Origin of the sequence: Gillisella vitis (genome assembly GCF_001541345.2) — a bacterium.
In the GTDB taxonomy this organism is placed as follows: Bacteria; Pseudomonadota; Alphaproteobacteria; order Rhizobiales; family Rhizobiaceae; genus Allorhizobium; species Allorhizobium vitis.
Map to the genome: position 1 here is coordinate 611,486 of NZ_LMVL02000003.1, position 26,291 is coordinate 637,776.

The following is a 26,291-nucleotide window of genomic DNA, read 5'->3' on the forward strand; positions in this document are numbered from 1 at the left end:
TTCGGCAATGGAACAGGGACGAGTGGCCAGGGATTGGTGCTTAAGCGTGGACGTCTGGACAGGCATGGGTTGGACTTTCGGCTGTTACGGTTATGGAAAGAATTAGATCTTGCCCATGCCTGCTGCCATCAGGTCGTCGCGCAGGATGCGACCGGCGATGATGAAGACGATGAGGGCTGGCAAAAGCAGGATGAAGGAAACGATAGCAGCCAGCGGTAGCTGCATCGAATAGGGGTCGAGATACATGTAAAGCTTGATCGGCAGGGTCTGGACCACAGGCGCGCCGACGATGAAGGATTTGTCGAATTCCTCGAAGCTGCCGATGAAAGACATCAACCCGCCCGCCAGCAGGCCGGGTACGGCCAGCGGCAGGATGATATGGGCAACGATACCAACTGTTCCGGCACCGAGCGAACGGGCCGCATGGATCAGCTCGTCGGGAATGGTCTCAAGCGTTGCAGTCATCAGCCGGATCATCAGCGGCAAGGTGCCGACGATCTGGACGATGATGACGCCAGCCACCGAATAGGCGAGGCCCAGCGCCAGGAACACCTGGCCGATGCCGACCGCGACCACCAGGCCAGGAATGATGACCGGCGCGAGAACGAAGATCTCCACCAGCCGTTTCAGCCGGAAGGGAAAGCGAGCCATGGCCCAGGCCGTCGGCAAGGCGATGACTGCCGTTGCGAATGTGACGGTGAAAGCGATGGCGAGACTGGTGACCATGGCCTGGATCAGACCCTGATCGCTGAGCACGCTGGCCCAGCGGCTGGTCGTATAGATCTGCGGCAGCACATGCGGCGGCTGCCAGCCATCGGCAATGCTCCAGACAAACATCAGGGCAAGCGGCAGGGCGATGGCAAGGGCAAGTGTGGCGAACAGGCCGATGGAAACCAGCAGGCGGTCTTCGGGACGAAACATGCGGCGCCTTGTTGTGGCAGGCGGGGCGAGCTCAAGAACAGCCATCACGCATTCCCTCGCGTATTACCAGCACCGATCCGGCTGGTCAGGGCATAATAGGTCAGGAGAACGATGACCGCGAACAGGCTGAGCACCATGCCCATTGCATAGACCTGCTCGAACCGTCCCTGCTTGAACTCCTGAACCATCAGGACAGAGAGTGGCCGCGCCGTCGGCGGACCGACGATATCGGGAATGGCATAGGAGCCCATCGAACCGATGAAGGTCAGGAGAATGGCGGCGGTAATGCCTGGCATGGCAAGCGGCACGTCCACAGTCAAGAATGTCCGAAGCCGGGAGGCTCCAAGCGTGCGGGCGGCAAAGCGGATATCCTCGGGAATGGCGGCAAAAGCGCTGGTGATGATCAGCGTCATGAACGGGATCTGCTTCCAGGAACTGGCCATGATGACGCCAGCACCCCAATCGTCGCGGACCAGTTTCGGCAGGGTAAAGCCCAGCGGTGACAACAGGCGGTCGAAAAAGCCGCCACGTTCGAAGACGACGATGATCATCAGCCCGACGATAATGCTCGGAACGGCCATCGGCAGCTTGTAAAGCCCGCCGAACAGCTTGCGCCCAAGAAAACTTTTGCGCAGCAACAGCGCCAGCGGCACGGAGAGCGCCAGCGAGACGAAAACCGGCATGACGCCGTAATAGATCGATGTGGACAAGCCGCGCAGCATGGAGGGCCGGGTGAAGATCCGCTGATACCAGCTCAGCGTAAAGCTGCCATCTTCCAGCCGGAAGCTGCCGACCAGCGCCGACAGCAGCGGTAGGCCGAAGAAGAACAGCAGGTAGCCAACACCCGGCAGGAGCAGTAGCATGAGGTGGATCGAGCGGCGGCGAAACAGCGATGGCATCACGCAGCCTCCATCACCGGCTGGTCTTCAAGGACATGCACGGTGTCGTGGAATGTCAGTGAAACTCGGCTACCCATCTCTATCGGTGTGCCGCCACCTGACTGGCTGATCTTGATCCTGACAGCGCCGATATCTGCGGTGTAGAGGATACTGGCACCCATGAACGAGACGGAGGTGACCGTTGCCGATCCGCTTTCGTGACGCTCGATACCGATATTTTCCGGGCGGACCGAAATCTGCATGGCGCCAACAGCGGGACGGTCCAGCACCACTTTTTGGCCCCAGGACAGCAGCGCATCCATGCCGGACGCCTTAACGGAGAGAAGATTGGTCTGGCCAAGGAAGCTGGCGGTAAAGGCCTGTTTCGGAGCGCGATATAGCTCCAGCGGCGTGCCGATTTCGATAACCCGACCGCCATTCATCACCACGATCCGGTCGGACATCGCCATGGCCTCGGCCTGGTCGTGGGTGACGTAAAGGCTTGTCGCGCCGATGCGGCGATGCAGTTCGACCAGCTCATGGCGAAGGCTGTCACGCAGCTTGGCATCGAGATTGGACAGCGGTTCGTCAAACAGCAAAAGACTTGGCTGCATGACGATGGCGCGGGCCAGCGCCACGCGCTGCTGCTGGCCGCCAGACAATTGCCGGGGCATGCGGTCCACCAGGGCGCTGAGATTGCAGATCTCCAGCACATGGGCGATGCGCCGCGCTCGCTCGTCTTTCGGCACATTCTTCATCTTGAGGCCAAAGCCAAGGTTTTTGGCGACCGACATATGCGGAAACAGCGCATAGGATTGGAACACCATGGCGATATCGCGCGCTTCGGGGGCCAGTCCATCAATCCGCTTACCCGCCAGCCGGATTTCGCCGCCGGATGCCTCGCTGATCCCCATCAGGATGCGCAGCAGCGTCGATTTTCCGCAGCCTGAGGGACCGAGAATGGTGACGAATTCGCCCTTTTCGACGGCAAGCGAAACCGGGTGGAGGACGCGGGCTGACCCGAAGTCCTTGGTGATATCGTTGATGTCGAGCTCGCTCATGTCTTTGCCCCTGTTCGTCGTGTATCAGGCTTTTCCAGCATTACTGGTTCAGGACTTTCTCATCGAGCGCTTCGGCAAGGGCGGTTGACATGTCCCAGAAGGCAGGCACCGACAGGCGGGGATAGACGCTTTTCGGCAGGACATGATCCTGAAGGGCAGCCGGGATCAGATCGTTGGTAATATCGGTGCGCGGCGAGCGGGATGCCTTGGTTTCCAGCTTGAAGGTCTGGAATTCCTTGCTCATGGCCATATCGATCAGCAGCAGGGCGGCGGCGACATGCTTGGCATTTGCGGGGACAAACATCGCGTCACCGGAGCCGACCTGTCCTTTTTCCAGCAGCGTCAGGCGGAAGGTTTCGGGCAATTGCTTGTTGCCGAGAAAGCTCATCACCTGATCTTCCCAGACCGTGCCCATATAGAGCTGCTGGTTGTTGATCAGGTTCAGCGTATCGGCATTGCCATTGGTCAGTTCCGCAGCCTTCAGCAGGCGACGGTAATAGTCCCAGACAGGCGTCAGGCATTCGGACGACATCGCCCAGTCCTCGGCCTGCTGGCGGGTCTGGCTGTAGTCGGTCAGGGTCTTGCGGCAATCGCCAGTCAGGTAATTGAGCGCGACGGAATAGATGAAACCACCTCCTGATCCGCCCTTGGCGGGTAAGGTGACGCCCAGGCGCTTCGGGTGGCTCTCGGCCCAAGCCAGAAGTTCGTCGAAACTCTTGGGAACGTCGGTGGGCTTGACGAAGGCACTGTCATAGCCGATCGCAGTCTGGTTGAGATGGACGAGCGGATAAGCCCCGCCATGCTGGCGTCCGAACAATGTTTGAGCCAGAATTGGATCATAGGTGGCCATGTTGGGTAGAATCGTCGTCAGCGGGATCTTTCCGACCACACCCTTGGACGACAACAACGGATAGCTGCCGCCGCCGTCAAAAAAGGCATCGACCGGTGCGTCCTGCCCCGATGCCTGGACGGCGATCAATTGCTGATCAGCCTGGTCACCGTTGACGTCGCTATAGATGACCTTGATGCCATATTTGGCCTCGAACATGCCAGTCAGTTTCTTCCAGGTCTCTCCAAAGCCACCGGCGAAATTATACATGGTCACCGTTCCCTCAGCTTTGGCGGCGGGAACGACGATGTCGTAGAAATTCTCCCTGGTGACCTTGGAGAGATCGAAATCCAGGTTTTTCATGTTGGTTTCGGCGCTCAAACACGGAGCAACGGAAGCCGTCAGCGTCAGGGCCGCGATGGCAAGGAACTTCATCTGCATTGGGGGTCTCCATCAGAGCTGGATCAATTGCATGCTTAATAATACACTTTGAGTGTAATATTTGTGACAGGCCATGAAATTTGGTCCCGCGGTCGAGTTGCGATTGCCTGATCACGAGACGCCGGATAGATGTTCAACCATGACGATCCAAGCCAAACAGCCCTCTCGCTTTGACAGAAACCCGCTTGCCAGCGAGAACGAACGTCTGATTCTGGACATCGTCCGCCGCTACGGACCAATTGCCCGATCGGTCATCACCACCCATACCAACTTGACCCAGCAATCGGTGCATCGGTTGATCGAGGGGCTGATCGAGCGGGGTTTGCTGCGCACCGGCGCGCCGCTGAAGGGCGCACGCGGCCAGCCGAGCCCGACAATTGAGCTTGCGGTGGAATCCGTGGCGTCGCTGGGCATATCGATCAACACTGATTCGGCGATTATCTGCCTTGCTGATTTCAGCTGCGGTGTGATTAGCCAGAAGAAACTCAATCTCCTGCCGCTCAGCCGCGAGGCAACCCTTGCGGCCTTGTCACGGACGCTGGATGAGATGCTTGAGGCTCATAATCTGCCGCGCGAGCGGCTGCTTGGGCTGGGATTCGCCATGTCGGGCTTTTCTGTTGCCGATGACCGGATATTCAATGCGCCGGAACCCTTGGAGGACTGGTCGCTGACGGATCTTCGCCCGGTCCTTGAACAGACGTTTCAGCTTCCCGTCTGGCAGGAGAACAATGGGACCACGGGCGCTATCGGCGAAAGCTTGCAAGGTGTGGGGCGATGGTGCCAGACCTTTGCCTATCTGTCGTTCAACTATGGCTTCGGTGGCGGGTTGATCCTCAACGGCCAGCCGTTCTACGGATTCCATGGCAATGCCGCCGAATTATCAGGGATTTACGACCCAACCGAGGCATCTCGGCGTCCAGCCCTGCAATATTTGCTTCGGAGTCTTCAAGACCACGGCATCGAGATTGATTCCGTCGATACTCTTTACCGGACATTCGACCCAGGTTGGCCAGGCGTGGAGACGTGGCTGGAGGCCACCATGCCACAGGTCGAGCGGCTGGTGGCGGTATTGATCGCCGTGATCGATCCGCAGACCATTGTTTTTGGCGGTCAATTGCCGCCAGCGCTGGGCGCGATGATGATTGAAAGATGCCCGATGCCCTCGCAGCGGGTTCACCGTTACGGCGTCGGGCCAAAGGAGGCCCGACTGGTGCTCAGCGAAGTCAAGGGAGACGCCGCAGTTATCGGTGCGGCACTTCTGCCGCTCAAGATGCGATATTTTTTATAACGAGCAGGGTCGCATTTCGACGGCTCAAGCCTCCGCAAATTGCGGTGCTGCCCAGTTGGGGAATGGGTCGCGCATATCGCGCCAGACGCCGGGGGTGAAGCGATCCGCAGGCACCAGACAGGCGTCCAGTCGGGCGCGGATTTCGGCTTCATCCATGGGGTCTGCGCCGATGAAGACAAGCTCCTGGCGTCGATCACCCCAGATCGGGTCGAGATAGGGTTTCATGGCGTTGAGGAAACCCTTGTCCTGCGGCCATTGCTGCTTGGGCACGGAGGCCCACCACAGGCCCATGCGTCCGGTACGAACCAGCGGTCCGGCCTGGCTCAGTTCTCCGACATGCTGGGGCCGGGTTGCCAGCCAGAAAAACCCCTTGGCGCGGATCACGCCCGGCCAGTCGCTATCAATGAAGTCCTGGAATTTCAGTGGATCGAACGGGCGACGGGCGCGGTAGACGAAGCTGCGAATGCCATATTCTTCGGTTTCAGGCACATGGTCCTTAAAGCCGTGCAATTCCTTGAACCACAGCGGATGGGTTTCCGCCCGGCCAAGATCGAACCGCCCGGTACCCAGCACGTCCTTCGGGTCGATCTGGCCAAAATCGGTCTCAATGATCCGCGCATCCGGGTTGAGGCCGACAATGATCTTGCGGGCCGCATCCAGCCGGGCAGGGCCAGCGGTTTCGGCCTTGTTGAGCACCACAACATCGGCAAACTCGATCTGCTCGACCAGAAGGTCAACGAGCGTGCGATTATCGTCTTCACCTGCGGTTTCGCCCCGGTCGGAGAGGAAATCGCTGGAGCTGTAATCGCGCAACAGGTTGGCGGCATCGACCACTGTGACCATGGTATCCAGCCGGGCGATGTCGGAGAGACTGTTGCCGTCTTCGTCACGAAACTCGAACGTGCTGGCAATTGGCAGCGGTTCGGCAATGCCGGTCGCCTCGATCAGCAGATAGTCGAACCGACCGGAATCCGCCAGTTGTCGCACTTCCGTCAGCAGGTCTTCGCGTAGGGTGCAGCAGATGCAGCCATTGCTCATTTCCACCAGTTGCTCGTCGGTACGCGATAGATTGGCACCGCCATCACGCACCAGGGCGGCATCGATATTCACCTCGCTCATGTCATTGACGATGACCGCGACCTTCAGCCCGGCCCGGTTGCCGAGAATATGATTGAGAACCGTGGTTTTACCGGCACCGAGAAAGCCGGACAGCACAGTTACGGGAAGCTTGTTGTCCATCTTCGACTCCTTAATGTAATAACATTACATTAGTTGTTCTGAAAAAGGCGAGCAAGGGCGCTCGCCTTTTGGTAATCGCGTCTGTCAGCCCTTCAGGCAGGTGGCCATGGCGGCGGCGAGATCCGTCATCAGGGCGGGATAGAGGTCAGGGCCATCGGCAATTGCTGTGCCGAGCGGGTCGAGCGTGCCGGTGCGGGCATTGCTGCCTTCAGACACCACTTTGATCAGCTTTGGCGCAAATTGCGGCTCGGCAAAAATGCATGCCGCATCCAGCGATTTGACCTTGGCGTGAATGGCGGCCACCCGTTCGGCACCGGGAGCTTTTTCCGGGCTGACGGTGACGGAGCCGGCAACCGTCACATGGTAGCGGTGCTCGAAATATTGATAGGCATCATGGAAGACGATGAAAGGCTTGTCCTTGACCGGGGCCAGTATGGTAGCAATCTGCTTGTCCATGGCATCGACCTGCGCCTGGAACTGGGCCAGATTGTCGGCGTAAAGTGGGGCATTGGCCTTGTCTGCGGTGCTCAAGGCTTCCGCTATGGTTGCGGCCATCGCCTTGGCATTGTCTGGGTCGAGCCAGATATGCATGTCATGGGCGCCATGCTCGTCTTCATGGTCATGCCCATTCCCATGCCCGGCTTCGTGCGCGTCGCCATCGTCATGGGCTTCGAAGGGTCCACCCTCGCGCAGGGGCAGCAGTTCCACGCCCTTGGCCTCGGCCAGCGCCACCACTTTGGACTTGCCTGCCAGCGCATCCAACGGCTTGTCCAGAAAGGTTTCCAGCCCCGGCCCGACCCAGAATATCAGATCAGCCTGTTGAAGCGCTTTGGCCTTGGAAGGCTTCAGGCTATAATCATGCGGGGAGCCTGCGCCTTCGACCAGAAGATGCGGCGTGCCAGCCCCCTTCATGATCGCGGCGACGATGGAATTGACCGGCTTGATCGAGGCGACCACATCAGGGGCTGCGGCGGCCACGCCGGGCGCGAGCAGAAGCATGGGGATAAGGCTGAGCAGGGGCATTGTCTTCACAGGCAAGGCGGTCTCCAATTTATCTACGCGAAAGCAAGGACGGTTCCTTGTATGGTACATGTAATGTTATTACATTGATTGCGTAACGCTATAACGTGTGTCATAGCCGGTTGCAACACTCAATCTGTGGAGTTTCGGTATCCGTGTTGAAGGTGCTGGGTGAAAAACCATTGGTGACACTGCGCAATGCCGGCATTCAGCGCGGCGGGCGCTGGCTGGTACGCGGTGTCGAGCTTTCGATCCGCAAAGGCGAACTTGTCACCCTGATCGGCCCAAACGGATCGGGAAAATCGACGACAGCCAAAATGGCGCTTGGTGTGCTGAAGCCCGACGAGGGTGAGGTGGTGCGTGAGCGGGCGTTTACGGTTGGTTATGTGCCGCAAAAACTGAGCATCGACTGGACCATGCCGCTCACGGTTGACCGGCTGATGACCCTGACAGTCAAGCTTTCGAGGGCGGAAATCGAGGCTGCTTTGGAGGCTGTCGGCATTGCCCATCTGCTGCGCGCCGAAGTCCAGCATCTGTCCGGTGGCGAGTTTCAGCGGGCGCTTCTGGCGCGAGCTCTGGCCCGCAAGCCGGACCTGCTGGTGCTGGATGAGCCGGTGCAGGGTGTGGATTTTGCCGGTGAAATCGCCCTTTACGAATTGATCGCCGATATCAGGCGCAAGACAGGTTGCGGCGTGCTGTTGATTTCACACGATCTGCATATGGTGATGGCCGAGACCGATATTGTTGTGTGCCTGAATGGTCATGTCTGTTGCCGTGGGACGCCGGATGTCGTCAGCCAAAGCCCGGAATACCAGCGGCTGTTCGGAGCCGCAGCAGCGCGCACGCTTGCCGTCTACAATCACCGCCATGACCACACCCATCTGCCGGATGGCCGGGTGCAGCATCTGGATGGATCGGTGACCGACCACTGCCACCCGGACGACGGCCATCATCATGGCCGGGGTGAAGAGAACCATCATCATGGCCTGGAGGGAGAGCACCATCATCACCATGACGCTCTTGAGCTTGAAGAGAACCATCACGATCATCATCACCACGGCGAGGGGCCATCGGTGACGTCGGGAAGGGGTGACCGTCATGATGGATGATTTCTTCGTCCGCGCATTGCTGGCGGGTGTCGGGCTGGCGTTGACGGTCGGGCCGCTTGGGTGTTTCGTCATCTGGCGGCGCATGGCCTATTTCGGCGATACCATGGCACATTCTTCATTGCTGGGCGTGGCGCTGTCGCTGCTGTTTTCCGTCAATCTGACGCTCAGCGTGTTTCTGGTCGCGGCAATTGTCTCGCTGCTGCTGTTGCTGTTGCAGAACCGGCGCGGGCTTTCCGCCGATGCGCTGTTGGGTATTCTCAGCCACGCGACGCTGGCGATCGGCCTTGTTCTGGTGGCCTTCATGACCTGGGTGCGGGTCGATCTGATGGCTTATCTGTTCGGGGATATTCTGGCCGTGACGCCCCAGGATATCGCCACCGTTTGGATTGGCGGGCTTGGCGTCATCCTGTGCCTGTGCCTGTTGTGGCGCCCCTTGCTGGCGGCCACCGTCAACGAGGATGTGGCCGAAGCGGAAGGTTTGAGACCAGCGCGGGCCAGATTGATCTTCATGCTGCTGATGGCCGTGGTGATTGCCATTGCCATGAAAGTGGTGGGCATTCTGCTGATCACGGCATTGCTGATCATTCCGGCTGCTACCGCCCGGCGGTTTTCCATGACGCCGGAAATCATGGCGGTGCTGGCGTCGGTCATTGGCGCGATTGCCGTGGTTGGCGGCCTGTTCGCTTCACTGACCTATGATACGCCCTCTGGCCCCTCCATCGTGGTGGCCGCCCTTGTCCTGTTTGTTCTGAGCTTGCTGCCGATCCGCCGTTTTTCAACGGCTGCCGTGAAGAAAGGATGATCGTCCGATGTCCATGCCGCAATTGACCCGCAATCAAAGCCTGGTCTTTCAGGCGCTCGAAAAAGCCGAGGGGCCGCTCTCGGCCTATACGATCCTCGACAAGCTACGCGATAGCGGTTTTCGCGCCCCGCTACAGGTATACCGAGCCTTGGAAAAGCTGCTGGAATTCGGCCTTGTGCATCGGCTGGAGAGCCTCAACGCTTTCGTTGTCTGTTCCCACCTCCAGCATGATTGCTGCGACCATGGAACCGTGGCATTTGCAATCTGTAGCAAATGCGGACAGGTCAAGGAGTTTCACGACCACTCCATCGACCACCGGCTGGGGGACTGGTCGAAGGACCAGGGCTTCAAGGCGGAGAAAACCACAATCGAAATTCGCGGCGTCTGTGCAGAATGCCTCGTCTGAATTCACGCCTTCAGAGCGGTTTCAGTTCACTAGAGTTTGTCAGGGAAAAGTGGAAACCGGTTTTCCCGATAAGACAAACGAAAACAAAGGAATCTAGAGACTGTCTGGTTCAATATGAACCTGACAGTCTCTAGCGAAGCGTTGCCAGTTGGCGATGTAGTTTTGCGCGGAACGTTTCAGGCCTTCCACGGCCTTGTCATCGAGAGTGCGTATGACGCGGGCCGGTGAGCCGACAATAAGGGAGTTGTCGGGAAATTCCTTGCCCTCGGTAATCAGCGCATTGGCGCCGATAAGGCAGTTATTGCCGATCCTGGCGCCGTTCAGAACCGTCGCCCCCATGCCCACCAGCGTGTTGTTGCCCAGAGTGCAGCCGTGAATGATGGCATTGTGGCCGATCGTGCAGCCTTGGCCGATGGTTGCCGGAAAGCCCATATCAGTGTGAATGGTGACGTTTTCCTGCACATTGGAGCCTGCGCCAATGGTGATCGGCTCATTATCGCCCCGCAGCACCGCACCGAACCAGATGCCGACATCCTCACCGAGGATTACATTACCGATGACCTGCGCATTGGGCGCGACCCAGTAACGGTCGGCGGAAGGCAGGTTCGGTTTCAGATCCCCGAGTGTGTAAAGTGGCATGATGGCAGGTCCTTTTATCGATCTGCCACCGATCTTTCGGGATAAGCCTCAGAAAAGCAAGGGCTTTGAACGCGGTTGGGCCGGGCGTGTATGCTCGGCCCCTTTCATTACGGATATGTCAGCGGACATAAAGCACGAAGCTGCCATCGGATGCTTCGTCAGCGTAAATCACATTTTTGAGCTCAACCTTCCGTGACAGCAATTGCCTGCGCAGAACCGGGTTTTCGCGAATGGCCGCCTGGACTTCGCGCGCTTCCGGGCTGCTAGGCGTCAGAGACCCGAGAAAATCCTGGAATGTGTCATGCTTTTCGATCTCATCCGGGGTACTGATCATGACGCGGGGATTGTGATCTGTTGCCAGCGCCTTGTCAGCAGCAGACATGGCTGCATGGCTGATTCCAGTCATGGCGGCGGTTGCGAGAACGGCGGCAAGAGAAATTTTGGCAATGCGAGAGTTGGCAATGCGAGAGTTGGCAATGCAATACATGGGTTCACTCCTCCAGGAACAAAACCGGCGAGAAAAACTCGTTAGCCGGTGAAGGAGATCCTCGCGCTTAATCCGTTCAAATCCAATTCACCAGCGAGTGAGATTGGATTAATTCTTGGTCATGTTCACTGAGACAGCGGACATGTGGTCTGCTCAAATTTGCTCGTTTGGGGCCTATGGTTTTTACCGCAGCCGTAGCTTTACCGGCACCCGACGGGAATGCGGGTCCAGATGCAGGTGAATACACGCTTCCGGCTGAGAATAGCGCCAGGCACGCGCGCCGTGGCAGAGGAGGAGGTTCATCAGGTCCCGCGTCTTGGCCCGCGGCTTGTTGATGCCATCGGCCAGCCGGATCGCCGCCTCATGCAGCGGATTGAGGCCAGCGCGCGGGTTGAAGCGAAATGCCGGATCACTGCCAACTGCGCGATCCGCTGCCTGGTCCACGGCCTGGCCGGTGTTCAGGTGGTTTTCATTGCTTGCCATGATGACATCCTCGTACGCATTACATTTCGAGGTGATCTGACCGGACCTTGCGCAAACACCTGCGCAGGCCACGGTAAGACAGAGTGACTACTGCATTGCGGCCCAGCAGCTGACGCCTGCCTTTTTCAAGCGATTGCAGGCATTGACCGCAGACTTCTGATCATCGAAGCCGACGAACCGGGCACGATAGACCTGAGATGCTCCTTCGCCATAGGCCATGGCGAAAGGCCGCGCACCCTTGAGGGAAATACCGCTCTTGGCACGGGCGCTTTTCAGCAGGTCCATTGCCGCGTCCTGGCTATCCGAAACACCGATCTGGACGGTCCAGCCAGAAGGTGCCGCAGCTGGGGCTTTGGTGGAGAACGTGACTGTGTGGTCGACATCGGTTGGTGGCTTGGGCCCAGATGATTTGGAATGACGCGACGCACTTTTGCGGGTCTGCGGCATGGGAGCCGTTTCCGTTTCCAAGGCCTGGCTTGCTTCCGCCTGCTTTGCAAGAGCGGCGACCGCATCATTGGCGCCTCCGCCACCGGCATAAGCCGTTTCGCTCAGGCTACCCGTGTCGTAGCGTCCGCCGGGTACGGGTACACCGGACTGCGGCAGTTGCGGTGCAACGGCGGTTTCGCGGGCAACAGGCGCCATCGGCTCCGGCACAGTGCTTTGGCGGGCAATAAGCGGACTTGCGCCGCCACGACGGGAGGCTTCCGGCAGATAGGTTGCCATCAGTTTGCGCATCTGGTTGTCGCGCGCGGCGCCTGAGGCACCGCCCAGCACCACGCCAACCACGGATTTGCCATCGATCTGCAGGGAGGTGACGAGGTTGAAGCCGGAGGCATTGGTAAAGCCGGTCTTGATCCCGTCCACACCGCGTACTGAGCCGATGAGGCGATTGTGATTGCCGATCACCTGGCGGCCATAGGTGAAGCTGCGGGTGGAAAAGTAAGCGTAATATTGCGGAAAATGCTGTCTGAGCGCCATGCCCAGACGCGCCTGATCGCGGGCCGTGGTCATCTGACCGGAATTCGGCAGGCCATTCGCGTTGCGATAGGTGGTGCGGGACATGCCAAGCGCACGCGCCTTTGAGGTCATCATCTGGGCAAAACGGGCCTCGGAGCCGCCGAGATACTCGCCGAACGCAGTTGCCGCATCATTGGCGGAGCGGGTGACGAGGGCTTGAATACCTTGCTCTACCGTAAAGCTGCCGCCGGGCCTCAGGCCAAGCTTGGATGGCGGTTCGGAGGCAGCATGGGCTGACACGGGAACAGACGAATTCAACCGGATCCGGCCTTTTTCCAGCGCTTCGAAAACCAGATAGAGGGTCATCATCTTGGTGAGCGATGCGGGATAGCGCAGGCTGTCAGCGTCGGTGGCGCGCAAAACCTTGCCGTTATTCACATCCACGACGATGTCGGCATAGCGCGATGCAGCAGCAGCCTCAGGAGCCGGAGCCACCAAGGTGGCGCAGACCAGAGCCACGGTGAGAGACACACGCATGACAGGTCGAACAATCATGTTTCGACCAAGGAGGCTAGCAACTCGCATATTCACCACTGCACTCTTTCCTGAATTCCAGCCCTGATCACGCATAGGCACAGGGCAACATGGCCGATCTGGTGCTATGCGTATGAATTCCTGCTTTGGCCGCCCCCCAGCGACATATTTCCTGACGCTAACACCACAGCGTTACCAAGTGGTTTATGATGAACAACAGGTTGCCGGTCCCTGCTGCATTTTTCTAAAATTTTGCCGATTTTCGTCCAAATCCGGGTCAGGTCTGGGCAAAGTTCGGGACTACTCGCTCGACACGGTGAGTCGGGAGGCAACGAATGCTTCGACAGCGGTATCAATTTGCCGCCAGTCGGCCAATTTCTGGCGCGAGAACCGGTAAAGCACGCTGAGATCGTGACCGGCATTGAGATCGCGCTGGCAGGTATCGACGGTTGGCCCGTCCTGTTGCAGCCCGGCTTGATCGGGGGAAAGACAACGGATGGCGAAGTCCGGGCGACCTTGTCGGGGTGCCGTGTAAAGAATTTCGCCGTCATAGCCACTGCCCGCACGAAAGCGGTGGCCGGTCAGGCCAAAGGGGCCTGGCTGAGGCGCTCCTTCGAACAATTGCTTGTAGATCGGCTCAATCCGTCCGGACATGTCGCGTGACATGGTGCTCTGGGAAATCTGGAGGAAGAGCAACTGGTTCGATTGGCTGATATCGTCGAAACGCAGCCGGTCCGCCTGGCTATAGCCGCGCATTTCCGGCCATGTCAGGGCCAGATCCACACGGGCGAGGGCGCCATCGTGGCGCTGGCGTTGGAACCTTATGGTGTTGTCTTCAATGCGCAGATGATCAAGGCCGATGGTGATCGCCCGTGGTGTCGTGCTCTCGCTGCGCCGATCACTCGTCAGTGCGCGGCCAATCCAGTCGCTGCCCAGAAACAGCGCCAGGGAAAAGACGAGGAGAAGGCCGAGAACTGCAAAACAAACCATCAGCGTCCTGGTGGAGATCAGTGGCTTGTCCATCGTGGTTGTGGGTGACTTGACGGCATGGTCCATGCTTCGACTGGCCTTTTCTTGGCTGCGCAACCCTTCCGCGTCATCATGGGTGAGGCACTGGCCGACAACCTAAAGAAACCGGAATCTGAGTCGCGCATAGAAGCATGGCCAGCGCATGGTTAATGGCGCGTTAATGGCGCGGTTTTGTCCGTCTGCAATATCCAAAAAGGTGAGCCGGTTCCGTGGCAGCGGAACCGGCTCTTGGCCTTGGTCGGACGGAGATGCGGGGACGACCGGGGCCAATATCTGCCAGGCGTCGCGGATGCGGTCGCGTCCTCGCCTTGGCGGTCAGTTGTTTGGAAGAGCGGCAACGGTTGCGGCGCGCCCATCCTGGATCTTCATCCATTGCCCCGGATTGTCGGAGGACTGGCGTTTCAGGAACGTATATTCCGTATCCGACCAGAGCAGCACCTTGTTGCGCATGTTGTCGAGAATGAAATCACCGCGATCGGTGCGGACGGTCAGCACAGCATGGCCGGCGCCATTGGGTTGCAGCACCACGGTTATCAGCAGGTTGGATTCGGCTACGCCTTTCGCAATCAACTGACGACGCTTGAGCAGGGCGTAATCTTCGCAGTCGCCGGCAATGGTTGGGTATTCCCACCATTCCTCGACCCCGTAAAGCTCCATGTCCGTTTCCGGCTTGATGGTGGTGTTGACGGTGTAGTTCACCTCAAGAATGTCCTGCCAGATCGCGGGTGTCAGCTGTTGCGGACCTCTGTCGCTGCCGGAGGGGCGGCATTCGCTGGCATAACGCTGGCAGAACTCGTAATGGCCTATCGGCTGGCTGGCTCTGCCATTGATTTTCATCGAAGGCTGGCCGGCAAAAGCCGCTTGTGCGCTGGCGAATGCCACGATAGCGGCGATGATGGCGAAACCTGTTGTCGTCTTCTTGTTCGTCATTGGGTGTCTCCCCGTTATGGGAGTACAATGACAGTGATACTTTGCTGTCTGGCAAAATTGGAAGGTAGGAATAAGTACAAATTCGAGGAAAATAAGTATAAAATTAAAATAAAATTTTAGGCAATTTACTATTGTTTTCTATGGGAATTGACAGGGTGAGCTGGCGTGCACGGTTATGTCAGCATCGCAAGCAGGCCTTCTATCTATCTGAAAAATATCAAAAAATGACATAAAAACGCGGCAGGAAGATTGTGGCGTGTTGTGCCGAAAGAACGCAGCACTGTCTCAAGAATTTCGGCAGACGTTGATGTTGAGTAGCCCCATAAAGGGATTTCCTGTCAAAAACCCGGAGGAAATACTCAAGATCCTGTAGAAATGCATGGGTTTTGGTGAATGATGGATGAACGGAATGGGGGGCAAGCATCAGCCCGAAAAATGTAAGCAGCCGAAAACCGAGGGCGGAGTCCTCTGCGCACATGCTTGAGACGGTCAGGGAGGCGTGAAACCCAATGTCGTGAAAAGATAGCCACTATCAAGCGGCAACCCGGTTCAATATGAACCTGACGGGTCCTACAGAAACTCTGTCAGGGCCTCGCGGGATTGCAGGGTGGTAAACTCTATGGCAACGCCTTCCAAGAAGTGGCGCACGACGCGGCCACGCATGCTGCCCAGGCGTACCGCAGTGCCAAGCGGTGGGCGAATATCGATATCGATCGCCGCACCTGAAAGGGACAGGTCCATGATCCGGCAACTATATTTACGTCCGTCATCAAAGACCAGTTCGGTGCGTGGCTGCTTTGGTGTCAGCCGGTCATGGCGGCGGTCTTCCGGCAGGCCCAGTTCGTGCTTGTTGGCAATCCAGGTCAATTGAGCGGCAAGTTTTTCGCGTTTGCGCTCCGTTGCCACGATGCTGATGACAAAGCCATCATCGGTGGTCTTGATCACGGTGCCTTCGATGCGGCCGATATGGTCGATGTAGGCAATGATCCTTTCGCCCGGCACGGGGCGGGCAGCGCAGATCACCCGGACGTCGCCCGGTGACATATCTACCGTCAGGCAGACATATTCATCCTCGCTCGGCACCATCAGCCGACCCTCAAGACTCACGGAGACGCGCTGAAACGCCCGCTGAACCGGGGGTCGTGCTGAGCCGCTATTGGGAGCCTGATGATAGGAATACATGCAACGATTCTTCAACGCTTTGAGTCGCCTAAAATATTAGGCGCTATGCGTTAACAGAGTGTTTTGCTGTTCACCGATCTTCACGGCTGAATCTAAAGATAGCGCGATAGAAAAGGGGAGCCATTTTCTCCCGAAAAGACAAGAAAAAACAGAGAGAAAGATAGCCTGTCTGGTTCAATCTGAGCCTGACAGGCTATCGTCTATTGGGTATTACTCTTCGATGCGCAGAGAGATGGTTTTCTTACCGTAGACCGGCTTGACCTTATGGCCTTCAACCTCGATAGCACCGAATGTTCCAGCAATCCTGGCGGCGGTGATCAGCTTGATGGTCTGTCCGGCTTTCCATTGAGCGTCAGGTTTAACCACCAGTTTTCCGCCGTCGATAAACAGCGTCTTGTTGACAGCAAGGTTTGGCGCTTTCGTGGATTTGGTGGAGGCGATTTCAAGGGTCGCATCCTTGCGCAGAGTCAGTGTGCCGGTCACGGTCAGAGGCGCGGAGGCAATGTCCATCGTGCCGCCGGCAAGATAAACGTCGCCCTTGCCCAAGGCGGTTGGTGATTGCGCAACTAGGCGACCATCCTCGATCACCGTGCCGCCGGTCCAGCTGTTCTTGGCAGACAGTGTCAGCGTGCCGCTGCCCTGCTTGGTCAGCTTGCCTTTGCCATTAATCGGGTTTTTCCAGGTGTCGTCGGCGTTGAAGCCACCTTTGGTAGCGTCCATCACAAGAGTAACATCGCCGTCGAAGGCTCCGTAGCCATCGGCAGCGCGGAACAGGTCGAGACGGCCCCAGCCTTCGGGATCACTGATGATTGGATAGCCGGAGGCGAGTTCCGTGGTTTTCAAAACGACACGGCGCTGGTCGGCGCTCAGATAGGGCAGGCGGGTTTCCAGCAGCACTTCGGCGCCCTTGGGCACGCTGGGTGCCAAGGATGGATCGCCGATCTGCTTGTAGCCATAGGTCAGGCGTGGCTCGAAAAACTGCTTGTTCCAGGCGTAATCGGCATAGGCATCCGTCGATTTCGGCAGGGCATGGGCCGCCGCCAGCAGCGCCTGGCCGTCTTTCGCACCGGTTTGCTTCATCAGCCATGTCTGGCTTTGCTGATAGGCTTCACTGCGCAGCGGCGTATAATCCGGGCGGTTGAGATTATAGGCAACGATGGCGGTGGCCAACACCCGTCCGCCGAGCACGTCGAAGGTCTGGTGCATACCAGCGCGAATGCGGTTTTCGCCCAGCATGGCGGCGCGGGTCAGCATTTCCTGATAGCGCTGCGGCACCAGATAGGCCATCACCAGCGCATCGCGCCAGGCTTCGGCTGTATGGCCGGAGGGGAACCCACCGTCGGAGGCTGGTTTGTCGCTCTTGGCCAGTTCCAACTGCGGCACGACCCGCACCTTGTCGCTGGCACGGTAGGGACGGGCATATTTGTAATAGCGCTTGGCAGGTTCGGTCGAACCATCGGCGCTGCCTGCCTCGATCAGGTCGACAGCCTTGCCGAGATCGGTATTGTCCTTGGAGCCGACGCCGCGATTATTGCCCTTATCATCATATTTGACGGTGGTCGCGTCAGCGGGCATGCCGGTGATCGTCGTTGTTTGCCGCACGCCCTGGCGCCAGGCATCGGCCAGGGGACCAAGACCATCGGTAATGCTGACATTCTTGCCGCGCCGGTCATCGAGATAGGCGGCCAGATCGCGTTCGGGCGTATGTTCGCCGGTGACCTTGATGGAATAGGCGAGATTCTGCTCATGCAAGTGCGGGAGCTTTTTGACGCCATCGGTCGGGCTGCCGGGAATGCCACTCCAGTCCGATTTGGCAATCGCCGGGCAACCATCCTTGGCCGCGGCCTCCTGATCGGCATCGACAAAGGGCGTGCGAGGTGTCCAAAGCTCCAGGAAACCGGAGAGAACCCGCACGCCGGCATTGGTTTGTGGTGTCGCATGGCAGGCGTCGCCACGCTGGTTGGTGGCGCCGGTATCCACATAGGCCATCACGCCTGCCGGTGGCGGCGCGCTATCGGCATGACCGACTCCAGCTGGAACGGGTGGTAGTGTGAGGCCATCGGCGAAGGCTGGCGTCAGCGCGGTTGCAAGGGAAAGGACAGCCGCGAATGCGGCGATTGAAGAGAGTTTTTTCATGGATGGCCTTTCTCTTGGGGCTTTGAGCACCCCGTGATAACGAGAGCTTGCCGCTGATCTGCTGCGTTTTCCCGGCTTTCGCAGCGGCAGATGTTATTCGTCAGGTTGCTAGATTAATAGTTGTGAAATTCCCGTGTCAATCTTGGGCATAGTGGACTGAAGCCGTCTTGCTGGCGATTGCTTAAGGTCTGTGTGCAACAGTTTTCTGACAGCGGCGATCTCCTGCATTTCCTTTTGTTGATCTCTCGCTATATGCTGATGCTCACGGGTCACAAGGAATAGAGATGCATGGACGACAGGCCGAAGGGGCAATGGGACCGCGAGCCTGAAGATGGGGACGATCCGCTGGACGAGGGCCTCGGCCCGGAAACCAGTGGACGCGAACCGGTGTTCAACATGCCGGGCGGCATTCTTCTGGCGCTGCTGCTGCTGGTGATGATCTATGCCCTGACCGGCTGGATACTGTCTGATGAAATTTCCAATTGGATCATGGTGGAATTCGGCTTTTCGCCGGTGCGCTATGTCTATGATTTTTCCAACCAGGATCTGGCCTGGCTGTGGACACCGTTTACCTATTCACTGCTGCATGGCAGTATCGAGCATCTCGGCTTCAACGGCCTCTGGCTCGCAGCGTTCGGCACGCCGGTCTGGCGACGCATCGGCGCAGTGCGTTTCTGGCTGTTCTGGCTGGCGACGTCGGCCGCTGGCGCTGTTGCGCATGTCTGCTTGAATTGGGGGGACGCAAGCCTGTTGATTGGCGCTTCCGGTGTCATTTCCGGCCTGATGGGGGCTGCCTGCCGGTTTGCCTTCGGCCCCGGACGCTCCGGCCTGCGGTTGCGCGAACAGGATGCCTTTCCACCACGGTTGAGCGTGCTGGCCAGCCTGTCTGAGCGCACCGTCCTCGTGTTCATTATCATGTTCCTAGCCGGCAACGTGATCATCGCATTCGGGATTCCGCTGGTTGGCGATCCGGGCGCGGCCATCGCGTGGGACGCGCATCTGGGTGGTTTCGCCCTAGGTTTTCTGGGGTTTGCGCTGTTTGACCGCCGCCCAATCGGGCAAAAAATGGCAGACGATTAAAAAAAGCTGTGTCGATGCATCCAATTGGTTGCGTTCTCTAGCAAATACAGGCAGCATTCCTGATCAGGGGGCGTCGATCCAGGAGGAGGAGAGGCACCCAATCCTGCATGCCCGGAGATTTGCCAGGAGGAGGCGCATATGTCTGTGACAGTAAGGAATATTCTCAGCGAAAAAGGTCGTGATGTCGTTACGGTCGGTCCGACGGTCAGTCTGGCCGAGGCCGCCAAGGTTCTGCATCACAATAAGATCGGTGCGGTGGTGGTTGTCGGCATGGAAAGCCGGATCGTCGGGATTTTCACCGAGCGCGATCTGGCGTCAGCCATCGGCAAAGGCGGTGTCGAGGCTCTGTCCTTGCCGGTATCCAAAGCCATGACCGCCAATGTGTTTCGCTGTAGCGAAGAGACCACCGTCAACCAATTGATGGAAATGATGAGCAGCAAACGCTTCCGTCACGTACCGGTGGAAGATGGCGGCAAGCTGATCGGCATCGTCTCGATCGGTGACGTGGTCAAGCAACGCATCCGCGAGGTGGAGCTGGAGGCCGAGCACATCAAGGCCTATATCGCCGGATAATGCCGGTGTCGTGCCTGGTTTTGGGCGCGGCCATTCCGCGATGAACCGCCAGTTTTCCGTGTAAATATTGGGTCTGCCTGGTTTGTCCGGGCAGGCTTTTTTATGTGTGTGGAGAGAATGCTCTCACAGCCTTGGACCGAAAACCGGTTTCCACGGTTCGGTCCGATGCTTTATCGCATCACAGCTTCCTGCATCCGGCGGATTTCAGCGATGCGGGCGGTGGTTTCTTCATAGCCGCGTGCAATGCATTCACCAGCGCGGTGGAATTCCGACAGGCCGATATCGTTGACACGCGGATGCAGCGCCAGATCGGGCGGGTCGCCTGCCAACCGGGCGCGGGAAATCCGGTCCTGGATAATGTTGAAGGATTGCACCATCACGCCGGTCAGACCCAGCCGATTCGGCTGTTTTACCGCACCGGTATCCGGGCCAATCGGGCCGACCTTGTGCTTGACCACGGCGGAGCGACCATAGAGATCGTAGTGGAGATTGACCGCCACCACCAGCGGCTGCTCGTAGGAGCGGCAGACCGATACTGGGACGGGATTGACCAGCGCGCCGTCGACCAGCGTCCGGTTGTTGCAGCGCACCGGCTCGAAAATACCAGGCAATGCGTAGGACGCGCGAAGTGCTGTCACCAGATTGCCGCCATCGATCCAGACTTCGTGGCCGCTCGTCAGTTCGGAGGCAACCGCGACAAAGGGCTGCGGCAGATCTTCGATGGTCAGGCCTTCCAGATGTTCCTGCATGCGTTTCGTCAGGCGCATGCCGCCCAACAGGCCGCCGCCGCCAATGGTCAGGTCAAGAAGCGCGGCGATCCGCCGCACGGTCAGAGATCTCGCAAATTGCTCCAGCTCGTCCAGCTTTCCCGCCAGATAGCAGCCGCCGACCAAGGCGCCGATAGACGTTCCAGCCACCATGCCGACTTCGATGCCAGCCTCATCCAGGGCGCGCAAAACGCCAATATGCGACCAGCCACGGGCAGCGCCACCACCAAGGGCAAGCGCAATTTTAGGCTTGACGACCGGCGGCGGCAATTCGGCGACAGTGCTTCCGCCCGATGGGTTTCCTGGCTTTGCGGACCGACCGGCCCCTTGACCTCTTAAATTCCAGTTCAACATTTCCAGAACACCCTTTCGACCGAACAGTCCCCAACTGCATTGCCTGAAGCCGCCGTTGGCTCAGGTGAGAAACCATGCAGTGGTGCATCACGTCCGATGCACGGCGCTGCCATGTACAGCAATGCTTTGCGCGCTCAGCGACGTCGTAACGCCCGCCCGCATTTTCATGTCCACCAACTCTGTTTTGAGAGCATGCAGCAGATTTACTCTGCCTTCAAATGCGGTATTTCCGGGGTAGTCTGCGCCGCCTTGTTTACCAAAGCGTTTCTGTAAAGACTTTTTGATGTTTAAAATAGCAAATGTCTATTTTTGATCCTTGCCAGCATAAACCTGCGCAGGATCGAAATGTCGGTGATTATCAGTTATTACCATTTTTGCCTCACCATCGGCAAGTTGTACCGCGCGGTAAAAACAGGATCGTCTACCGGTATGGCAGGTGGCGTCATGACCGGCCACTTCAACCTTGAGCCAGATGGCATCCTGATCACAATCGACGCGAATTTCCTTGACGCTCTGCATGTTGCCGGAGCTTTCACCCTTTTTCCAAAGGCTCTTGCGCGAGCGGCTGTAATAATGGGCAAGGCCGGTTTCGATTGTCAGTGCCAGAGCCTCGGCATTCATATGGGCAACCATCAGCAATTCGCCATCGCGGTTGTCAGTCACAACGGCGGTCAGCAGGCCATGAGCATCGAATTTTGGCGTCAACAGGCCAGCGCCTTCCAGAAGGGTTTTGTCCGTCGAAGGGGCTGCAAAGCTGATCATTCCGTCGATCCAATACAAAGGCAAAAAAATAACGCACCGCAAAAAGGCGGTACGTTATTGTATTCCATCAAACCTGTCGCGCCGCAAGTATCGAGGCGATCAGCGGTTTTGCACCATGGTCATGAACCGCACCTGCTGAGCGACATCGGTCTTAAACTCACCGGTAAAGGTGGTGGTCAGTGTCGTGGAGCCGGATTTCTGAATGCCGCGCATTGCCATGCACATATGTTCGGCGTCGACCATGACGGCAACGCCGCGTGGCTGAAGATACTGAACGAGAGAATCGGCAATCTGCGCCGTCATGGTTTCCTGGGTTTGCAGGCGGCGTGCGAAGAGATCGACGACGCGGGCGATTTTCGACAGGCCCAGCACCCGGCCATTCGGCAAATAGGCGACATGCGCCTTGCCGATCACTGGAAGCATGTGATGCTCGCAATGCGAGAAAAACGGGATGTCGCGCACGAGCACGATGTCGTTATAGCCGCCAACCTCTTCGAATGTCGTGCCGAGGACGTCCTCGACATTAACATTATAGCCGCCGAACAGTTCGCCATAAGCTTTGGCAACACGCTTAGGCGTGTCGAGCAAGCCTTCCCGGCTCGGATCATCGCCAGCCCAGCGCAGCAATGTGCGCACGGCGTTTTCGGCTTCCTCGCGGCTGGGGCGGGACGTTTCAGGCGACATTTTTTTCACTGTGGCATCCATGCCATTACTCTCCCGGTCACTCATACTGGCAGAAGCCCTTTTCGACGATCCAGGCTTTAATTGCGTAATTCGAGCCATAATGGCAAGTCCAATCCTCGTGGGCGTGTTTCAAACTTTTCGCCTTGATGTTTCTACACCGACATACGATGTGATATATAGAGAACTCGCACAGTCACGACATACGCCAAAACGCGACACAGTGTTGCGCAAAAATGGATAATCCAACAGGTCGGGTTTTGCGTATGGGCAGGCTTTTGGAGCAAAGTTTGGCGATGGATGATATTTATAATAGCAAGATCCTGGAATTTGCCGGCAATATCATCCGCGTCGGTGCATTGAGCAATGCCGATGCCGTGGCTGAAAAGCACTCCCGCTTGTGTGGTTCACGTCTGAAGGCGTTTGTAACTGTCGAGCACGATAAAGTCACTGATTTTTCGCAGGAATTGCGTGCCTGCGCGCTGGGGCAGGCTTCCGCATCGATCATGGCGCGCCATGTGGTGGGCGCCAGCTTTGCAGAGATTCGCAAGGCCCGGGCCGATATGCTTGATATGTTGAAGGAAGGCGGCGAGGGGCCGCAGGGCCGATTTGAGGACATGCGCTACCTGATGCCTGTGAGGGATTACAAGGCCCGCCATGCCTCGACCATGCTGATTCTGGATGCGCTTTGCGACTGTCTCGATCAGGTCGAGGCCCGCCAATCGGCGCTGGCTGGCTAGGATTATCTCGCCGATGTGCCAGCACTGCGAAAACCTCGACGACGAGGAGGACGAAAAGCCGCGCCACAGAGGCCGGAATTATCACGGACCTTTTCGCAAGACACCGGACCGGTTGTTGGGCATGGGGCTGATCCGGCTCTACCAGTTGACGCTCTCCAGCTTGGTGGGCAGTCATTGCCGCCATTCTCCGACTTGCTCGGAGTATGGCTACGAGGCCATCGCCCGCCATGGACTGTGGAGTGGCGTCTGGCTCACCCTGTTTCGGGTTGGGCGCTGCGGCCCCGGCGGTACCTGGGGCGTGGATGATGTGCCGCATACCCTTGGCACCCGCTTTCGGTTTTGGCAGGTCTGGAGCCTGTGGACATTTGGACGCAAGCATCCTTCAGGGCATGTTTCATGACGGTACCGGAAGAATACCGTCAGGCATCTCGTGATTTCGAGAGTATTCTGGTCGAGGTGCGAGACCAAGCCATGCTGGGGACGACACACAGGGCCTATACGACGCTGGAAGCTGTTTTGCGTGTCTTTCGCTGCCGCCTGACCGTGACGCAGGGTCTGGCCTTTGCGGATCTGCTTTCCGTGGGTGCGAGAGCGCTGTTTGTCAGCCATTGGGATTGTCATCAACCGGTTTTACCCTTTGGACCTCCCCAGGAGATGATCGTGGAGGTCATGGCGCTTCGCCACAATCACAATCTCTCGACGCCTAGTGCCATAGAGGATGTGGTTACGGTTTTGCGCCGTCACATGGATGAGATAGCCCTCAAGGATTTTCTGGAAAGCGTTTCGCCCGAGGCGCTTAGGTTTTGGCGCTTCGATATCCATGCGGAATAAGCTTTACTGAAAAGACGAATTTCAGTATTCAGCCGCTTCAATCCCGGCCATTTGCGCCGGTCATTTTTACCACCCGCATTGGTTGGCGGGACTGGATCAGGAGCCTTTAAAACATGTCCGACACCGTTTCCCTTACATTTCCCGATGGTTCCGTGCGCAGCTTTGCGGCTGGCGCGACCGGTCGTGATGTCGCCGAATCGATTTCCAAGTCGCTGGCCAAGAAGGCCGTGGCCATTGCGCTCGATGGCGTTGTGCGTGACCTCGCCGACCCGGTCGTCGATGGAAAAATCGAGATCGTTACCCGCACCGATCCGCGGGCGCTGGAACTGATCCGTCACGACACCGCCCATGTTCTCGCCGAAGCGGTGCAAGAATTGTGGCCCGATACGCAGGTGACCATCGGTCCGGTGATCGAAAACGGTTTCTATTACGATTTTGCCCGCAAAGAGCCTTTCACGCTGGATGATCTGCCGAAGATCGAAAAGAAAATGAAAGAAGTCATCCAACGCAATCAGCCGTTCCGCAAGGAAGTCTGGTCGCGTGAAAAGGCGCGCGAAGTGTTTGCCGCCAAGGGTGAGTCCTACAAGGTCGAGCTGATCGACGCCATTCCTGAAGATCAGGACATCAAGATCTATTATCAGGGTGACTGGTTCGATCCTTGCCGTGGGCCGCATATGGCCTCCACCGGCCAGATCGGCACGGCCTTCAAGCTGATGAAGGTGGCCGGTGCCTATTGGCGCGGCGACAGCAACAATCCGATGCTGACGCGCATCTACGGGACGGCCTTTGCTGAGCAAGAACAGCTCGACAATTACCTGCATATCCTGGCGGAAGCCGAAAAGCGGGATCACCGCAAACTGGGCCGTGAAATGGACCTGTTCCATTTCCAGGAAGAAGGCCCGGGCGTGGTGTTCTGGCATGGCAAAGGCTGGAAAATGTTCCAGTCGCTGACTGCCTATATGCGCCGCCGCTTGGCCAATACCTATCAGGAAGTCAACGCGCCGCAGGTGCTGGATAAATCGCTCTGGGAAACCTCCGGCCACTGGGGCTGGTATCAGGAAAACATGTTCGCGGTGAAATCCGCCCATGCCTTTACCAACCCGAACGATCCGGAAGCTGATCAGCGCGTATTTGCCTTGAAGCCCATGAACTGCCCCGGTCATGTGCAGATTTTTAAGCATGGGTTGAAGTCTTACCGCGAACTGCCTGTTCGCCTTGCGGAATTTGGCCTCGTGCATCGCTATGAAGCGTCCGGCGCTTTGCATGGCCTGATGCGCGTGCGCGGCTTCACGCAGGACGATGCGCATGTGTTCTGCACGGAAGAGCAGATGGCGGCGGAATGCCTGCGGATCAACGACCTGATCCTGTCGGTCTATGAGGATTTCGGCTTCAAGGAAGTCGTCGTCAAGCTTTCGACCCGCCCGGAAAAGCGTGTTGGCTCCGACGAACTTTGGGATCGCGCCGAAAGCGTGATGACAGAAGTGTTGAAGGCCATCGAAGAGCAGTCCGGTGGGCGCATCAAGACTGGTATTCTGCCGGGCGAGGGTGCGTTCTACGGTCCGAAATTCGAATATACGCTGAAGGACGCGATTGGCCGTGAATGGCAATGCGGCACGACGCAGGTGGATTTCAACCTGCCGGAACGCTTTGGTGCCTTCTATATCGACCAGCATTCGGAAAAGACCCAGCCGGTGATGATCCACCGCGCCATTTGCGGCTCGATGGAGCGGTTCCTTGGCATTCTGATCGAGAATTTCGCCGGTCACATGCCGTTGTGGTTTGCGCCCTTGCAGGTGGTGGTCGCGACCATTACCTCCGAGGCTGATGACTATGGCCGCGACGTTGCTGAACAGCTGCGCGATGCCGGTCTCGAAGTGGAAACCGATTTCCGCAACGAAAAGATCAACTACAAGGTTCGTGAGCACTCGGTCGGCAAAGTGCCTGTCATCATCGTCTGCGGCAAGCGCGAGGCGGAAGAGCGTACGGTCAATATCCGTCGCCTCGGCAGCCAGGATCAGGTGTCGATGACGCTGGATGACGCCATTGCCAGCCTTGTCGATGAGGCGACACCGCCGGATGTGAAGCGCAAGCGGGCGGCTAGGAAGCTGGCGTAAGGGTTTTCCAAAGCAAGG

General features: G+C 58.0%; 27 protein-coding genes. 10 read left to right on the top strand and 17 right to left on the bottom strand.

Translation table 11 applies throughout. The features are described from left to right. Window positions 1–102 precede the first annotated feature (102 nt). The 4 genes from ASB66_RS13015 to ASB66_RS13030 are packed head-to-tail and all read right to left on the bottom strand — an operon-like array spanning window position 103 to window position 4,130. Window positions 103–966 (bottom strand): ABC transporter permease, encoded by an 864-nt coding sequence (locus ASB66_RS13015; protein WP_060715548.1) that lies wholly within the window; start codon window positions 964–966, stop codon window positions 103–105. Continuing rightward, entirely contained in the window at window positions 966–1,820 is an 855-nt protein-coding gene (locus tag ASB66_RS13020) for an ABC transporter permease (RefSeq protein ID WP_060715547.1), read from the bottom strand. Before ASB66_RS13020 ends, ASB66_RS13015 begins: the two co-directional genes overlap by 1 nt. Continuing rightward, window positions 1,820–2,860, bottom strand: a complete 1,041-nt coding sequence (locus ASB66_RS13025) for an ABC transporter ATP-binding protein (RefSeq protein ID WP_060715546.1) — start codon at window positions 2,858–2,860, stop codon at window positions 1,820–1,822. Before ASB66_RS13025 ends, ASB66_RS13020 begins: the two co-directional genes overlap by 1 nt. 40 nt (window positions 2,861–2,900) lie before the next feature. Beyond that, window positions 2,901–4,130: an extracellular solute-binding protein gene (locus tag ASB66_RS13030; protein WP_114386592.1), complete on the bottom strand. Its 1,230-nt coding sequence runs from the start codon at window positions 4,128–4,130 to the stop codon at window positions 2,901–2,903. 139 nt (window positions 4,131–4,269) lie between these two features. Between ASB66_RS13030 and ASB66_RS13035 the strand changes: the two genes are divergently transcribed. Further along, window positions 4,270–5,418, top strand: coding sequence for an ROK family transcriptional regulator (locus ASB66_RS13035; RefSeq protein ID WP_060715544.1), 1,149 nt, complete (start codon window positions 4,270–4,272; stop codon window positions 5,416–5,418). Between the two features lie 24 nt (window positions 5,419–5,442). Here ASB66_RS13035 and zigA read toward each other — a convergent pair whose 3' ends face one another. Both zigA and znuA read right to left on the bottom strand, forming a co-directional pair. Further along, complete coding sequence (gene zigA, locus ASB66_RS13040; RefSeq protein ID WP_060715543.1) at window positions 5,443–6,657, bottom strand: zinc metallochaperone GTPase ZigA; 1,215 nt, start codon at window positions 6,655–6,657, stop codon at window positions 5,443–5,445. Window positions 6,658–6,741: 84 nt separating this feature from the next. Further along, the gene (gene znuA / locus ASB66_RS13045) at window positions 6,742–7,656 is read right to left on the bottom strand and encodes a zinc ABC transporter substrate-binding protein ZnuA (protein ID WP_272940004.1); all 915 of its coding nucleotides are present in this window, start codon (window positions 7,654–7,656) and stop codon (window positions 6,742–6,744) included. Between the two features lie 176 nt (window positions 7,657–7,832). Here znuA and ASB66_RS13050 point away from each other — a divergent pair, with 176 nt between their 5' ends. From ASB66_RS13050 to ASB66_RS13060, 3 genes are read left to right on the top strand one after another with little or no spacing between them, the layout of a single operon-like run. Further along, window positions 7,833–8,786: an ATP-binding cassette domain-containing protein gene (locus ASB66_RS13050; protein ID WP_188352317.1), complete on the top strand. Its 954-nt coding sequence runs from the start codon at window positions 7,833–7,835 to the stop codon at window positions 8,784–8,786. Next, the gene (gene znuB / locus ASB66_RS13055) at window positions 8,776–9,588 is read left to right on the top strand and encodes a zinc ABC transporter permease subunit ZnuB (protein WP_060715541.1); all 813 of its coding nucleotides are present in this window, start codon (window positions 8,776–8,778) and stop codon (window positions 9,586–9,588) included. Before ASB66_RS13050 ends, znuB begins: the two co-directional genes overlap by 11 nt. 7 nt (window positions 9,589–9,595) lie before the next feature. Further along, the gene (locus tag ASB66_RS13060; protein WP_060715540.1) at window positions 9,596–9,994 is read left to right on the top strand and encodes a Fur family transcriptional regulator; all 399 of its coding nucleotides are present in this window, start codon (window positions 9,596–9,598) and stop codon (window positions 9,992–9,994) included. 93 nt (window positions 9,995–10,087) lie between these two features. Here ASB66_RS13060 and ASB66_RS13065 read toward each other — a convergent pair whose 3' ends face one another. From ASB66_RS13065 to ASB66_RS13100, 8 genes are all read right to left on the bottom strand, one after another. Next, window positions 10,088–10,633, bottom strand: a complete 546-nt coding sequence (locus ASB66_RS13065; protein WP_060715539.1) for a gamma carbonic anhydrase family protein — start codon at window positions 10,631–10,633, stop codon at window positions 10,088–10,090. Window positions 10,634–10,751: 118 nt separating this feature from the next. Beyond that, window positions 10,752–11,120: a hypothetical protein gene (locus ASB66_RS13070; RefSeq protein ID WP_060715538.1), complete on the bottom strand. Its 369-nt coding sequence runs from the start codon at window positions 11,118–11,120 to the stop codon at window positions 10,752–10,754. Between the two features lie 183 nt (window positions 11,121–11,303). After that, on the bottom strand, window positions 11,304–11,603 hold the full coding sequence (locus ASB66_RS13075; protein WP_156545163.1) for a hypothetical protein: 300 nt from the start codon (window positions 11,601–11,603) through the stop codon (window positions 11,304–11,306). Window positions 11,604–11,690: 87 nt separating this feature from the next. Then, entirely contained in the window at window positions 11,691–13,115 is a 1,425-nt protein-coding gene (locus tag ASB66_RS13080; protein WP_234613874.1) for a D-alanyl-D-alanine carboxypeptidase, read from the bottom strand. A gap of 279 nt (window positions 13,116–13,394) precedes the next feature. Continuing rightward, window positions 13,395–14,150 carry a hypothetical protein gene (locus ASB66_RS13085; protein ID WP_060715537.1) on the bottom strand — a complete coding sequence of 252 codons (756 nt, stop codon included), beginning with the start codon at window positions 14,148–14,150 and terminating at the stop codon, window positions 13,395–13,397. Window positions 14,151–14,438: 288 nt separating this feature from the next. Next, window positions 14,439–15,053, bottom strand: a complete 615-nt coding sequence (locus tag ASB66_RS13090) for a transglutaminase-like cysteine peptidase (protein WP_060715536.1) — start codon at window positions 15,051–15,053, stop codon at window positions 14,439–14,441. A 570-nt stretch (window positions 15,054–15,623) separates the two neighbouring features. Continuing rightward, a complete protein-coding gene (locus ASB66_RS13095) occupies window positions 15,624–16,235 on the bottom strand; it encodes a PilZ domain-containing protein (RefSeq protein ID WP_060715535.1) in 612 nt (203 codons plus the stop codon). 210 nt (window positions 16,236–16,445) lie between these two features. Continuing rightward, window positions 16,446–18,371: an acid phosphatase gene (locus tag ASB66_RS13100; RefSeq protein WP_060715534.1), complete on the bottom strand. Its 1,926-nt coding sequence runs from the start codon at window positions 18,369–18,371 to the stop codon at window positions 16,446–16,448. 288 nt (window positions 18,372–18,659) lie between these two features. On the opposite strand from ASB66_RS13100, the gene ASB66_RS13105 reads away from it, so the two are divergent. Then, the gene (locus ASB66_RS13105) at window positions 18,660–19,451 is read left to right on the top strand and encodes a rhomboid family intramembrane serine protease (protein ID WP_171430943.1); all 792 of its coding nucleotides are present in this window, start codon (window positions 18,660–18,662) and stop codon (window positions 19,449–19,451) included. A gap of 138 nt (window positions 19,452–19,589) precedes the next feature. Then, window positions 19,590–20,024: a CBS domain-containing protein gene (locus ASB66_RS13110; RefSeq protein WP_060715533.1), complete on the top strand. Its 435-nt coding sequence runs from the start codon at window positions 19,590–19,592 to the stop codon at window positions 20,022–20,024. 170 nt (window positions 20,025–20,194) lie between these two features. On the opposite strand, the gene ASB66_RS13115 is transcribed toward ASB66_RS13110, so the two are convergent. From ASB66_RS13115 to folE, 3 genes are all read right to left on the bottom strand, one after another. Beyond that, window positions 20,195–21,145 carry a patatin-like phospholipase family protein gene (locus tag ASB66_RS13115; protein WP_060715532.1) on the bottom strand — a complete coding sequence of 317 codons (951 nt, stop codon included), beginning with the start codon at window positions 21,143–21,145 and terminating at the stop codon, window positions 20,195–20,197. A 303-nt stretch (window positions 21,146–21,448) separates the two neighbouring features. Continuing rightward, window positions 21,449–21,907: a phosphoribosyl-AMP cyclohydrolase gene (hisI, locus tag ASB66_RS13120; RefSeq protein ID WP_060715531.1), complete on the bottom strand. Its 459-nt coding sequence runs from the start codon at window positions 21,905–21,907 to the stop codon at window positions 21,449–21,451. Between the two features lie 99 nt (window positions 21,908–22,006). Further along, entirely contained in the window at window positions 22,007–22,612 is a 606-nt protein-coding gene (gene folE / locus ASB66_RS13125) for a GTP cyclohydrolase I FolE (RefSeq protein ID WP_060715530.1), read from the bottom strand. 272 nt (window positions 22,613–22,884) lie between these two features. On the opposite strand from folE, the gene ASB66_RS13130 reads away from it, so the two are divergent. The 4 genes from ASB66_RS13130 (at window position 22,885) to thrS (ending at window position 26,273) form a co-directional block, all read left to right on the top strand. After that, window positions 22,885–23,328 carry an iron-sulfur cluster assembly scaffold protein gene (locus tag ASB66_RS13130; protein ID WP_114386673.1) on the top strand — a complete coding sequence of 148 codons (444 nt, stop codon included), beginning with the start codon at window positions 22,885–22,887 and terminating at the stop codon, window positions 23,326–23,328. A 13-nt stretch (window positions 23,329–23,341) separates the two neighbouring features. After that, a complete protein-coding gene (gene yidD / locus ASB66_RS13135) occupies window positions 23,342–23,728 on the top strand; it encodes a membrane protein insertion efficiency factor YidD (protein WP_060715528.1) in 387 nt (128 codons plus the stop codon). Further along, window positions 23,725–24,159, top strand: a complete 435-nt coding sequence (locus ASB66_RS13140) for a DUF2267 domain-containing protein (RefSeq protein ID WP_060715527.1) — start codon at window positions 23,725–23,727, stop codon at window positions 24,157–24,159. The genes yidD and ASB66_RS13140 overlap by 4 nt, the downstream gene beginning before the upstream one ends. A 113-nt stretch (window positions 24,160–24,272) precedes the next feature. Further along, window positions 24,273–26,273 carry a threonine--tRNA ligase gene (gene thrS / locus ASB66_RS13145; RefSeq protein WP_060715526.1) on the top strand — a complete coding sequence of 667 codons (2,001 nt, stop codon included), beginning with the start codon at window positions 24,273–24,275 and terminating at the stop codon, window positions 26,271–26,273. Window positions 26,274–26,291 lie beyond the last annotated feature (18 nt).

Coding starts and splice junctions, on each gene's coding strand:
- ASB66_RS13080 (WP_234613874.1), bottom strand. CDS start 13,115: ATGATTGTTCGACCTGTCATGCGTGTGTCTCTCACCGTGGCTCTGGTC.
- ASB66_RS13075 (WP_156545163.1), bottom strand. CDS start 11,603: ATGGCAAGCAATGAAAACCACCTGAACACCGGCCAGGCCGTGGACCAG.
- ASB66_RS13115 (WP_060715532.1), bottom strand. CDS start 21,145: ATGTTGAACTGGAATTTAAGAGGTCAAGGGGCCGGTCGGTCCGCAAAG.
- ASB66_RS13105 (WP_171430943.1), top strand. CDS start 18,660: ATGGACGACAGGCCGAAGGGGCAATGGGACCGCGAGCCTGAAGATGGG.
- ASB66_RS13030 (WP_114386592.1), bottom strand. CDS start 4,130: ATGCAGATGAAGTTCCTTGCCATCGCGGCCCTGACGCTGACGGCTTCC.
- folE (WP_060715530.1), bottom strand. CDS start 22,612: ATGGATGCCACAGTGAAAAAAATGTCGCCTGAAACGTCCCGCCCCAGC.
- ASB66_RS13065 (WP_060715539.1), bottom strand. CDS start 10,633: ATGCCACTTTACACACTCGGGGATCTGAAACCGAACCTGCCTTCCGCC.
- ASB66_RS13035 (WP_060715544.1), top strand. CDS start 4,270: ATGACGATCCAAGCCAAACAGCCCTCTCGCTTTGACAGAAACCCGCTT.
- ASB66_RS13020 (WP_060715547.1), bottom strand. CDS start 1,820: ATGCCATCGCTGTTTCGCCGCCGCTCGATCCACCTCATGCTACTGCTC.
- zigA (WP_060715543.1), bottom strand. CDS start 6,657: ATGGACAACAAGCTTCCCGTAACTGTGCTGTCCGGCTTTCTCGGTGCC.
- ASB66_RS13130 (WP_114386673.1), top strand. CDS start 22,885: ATGGATGATATTTATAATAGCAAGATCCTGGAATTTGCCGGCAATATC.
- ASB66_RS13085 (WP_060715537.1), bottom strand. CDS start 14,150: ATGGACCATGCCGTCAAGTCACCCACAACCACGATGGACAAGCCACTG.
- ASB66_RS13110 (WP_060715533.1), top strand. CDS start 19,590: ATGTCTGTGACAGTAAGGAATATTCTCAGCGAAAAAGGTCGTGATGTC.
- ASB66_RS13090 (WP_060715536.1), bottom strand. CDS start 15,053: ATGACGAACAAGAAGACGACAACAGGTTTCGCCATCATCGCCGCTATC.
- ASB66_RS13060 (WP_060715540.1), top strand. CDS start 9,596: ATGTCCATGCCGCAATTGACCCGCAATCAAAGCCTGGTCTTTCAGGCG.
- ASB66_RS13100 (WP_060715534.1), bottom strand. CDS start 18,371: ATGAAAAAACTCTCTTCAATCGCCGCATTCGCGGCTGTCCTTTCCCTT.
- ASB66_RS13070 (WP_060715538.1), bottom strand. CDS start 11,120: ATGTATTGCATTGCCAACTCTCGCATTGCCAACTCTCGCATTGCCAAA.
- ASB66_RS13095 (WP_060715535.1), bottom strand. CDS start 16,235: ATGTATTCCTATCATCAGGCTCCCAATAGCGGCTCAGCACGACCCCCG.
- ASB66_RS13015 (WP_060715548.1), bottom strand. CDS start 966: ATGGCTGTTCTTGAGCTCGCCCCGCCTGCCACAACAAGGCGCCGCATG.
- ASB66_RS13140 (WP_060715527.1), top strand. CDS start 23,725: ATGACGGTACCGGAAGAATACCGTCAGGCATCTCGTGATTTCGAGAGT.
- thrS (WP_060715526.1), top strand. CDS start 24,273: ATGTCCGACACCGTTTCCCTTACATTTCCCGATGGTTCCGTGCGCAGC.
- znuB (WP_060715541.1), top strand. CDS start 8,776: ATGATGGATGATTTCTTCGTCCGCGCATTGCTGGCGGGTGTCGGGCTG.
- znuA (WP_272940004.1), bottom strand. CDS start 7,656: ATGCTTCTGCTCGCGCCCGGCGTGGCCGCCGCAGCCCCTGATGTGGTC.
- hisI (WP_060715531.1), bottom strand. CDS start 21,907: ATGATCAGCTTTGCAGCCCCTTCGACGGACAAAACCCTTCTGGAAGGC.
- ASB66_RS13025 (WP_060715546.1), bottom strand. CDS start 2,860: ATGAGCGAGCTCGACATCAACGATATCACCAAGGACTTCGGGTCAGCC.
- yidD (WP_060715528.1), top strand. CDS start 23,342: ATGTGCCAGCACTGCGAAAACCTCGACGACGAGGAGGACGAAAAGCCG.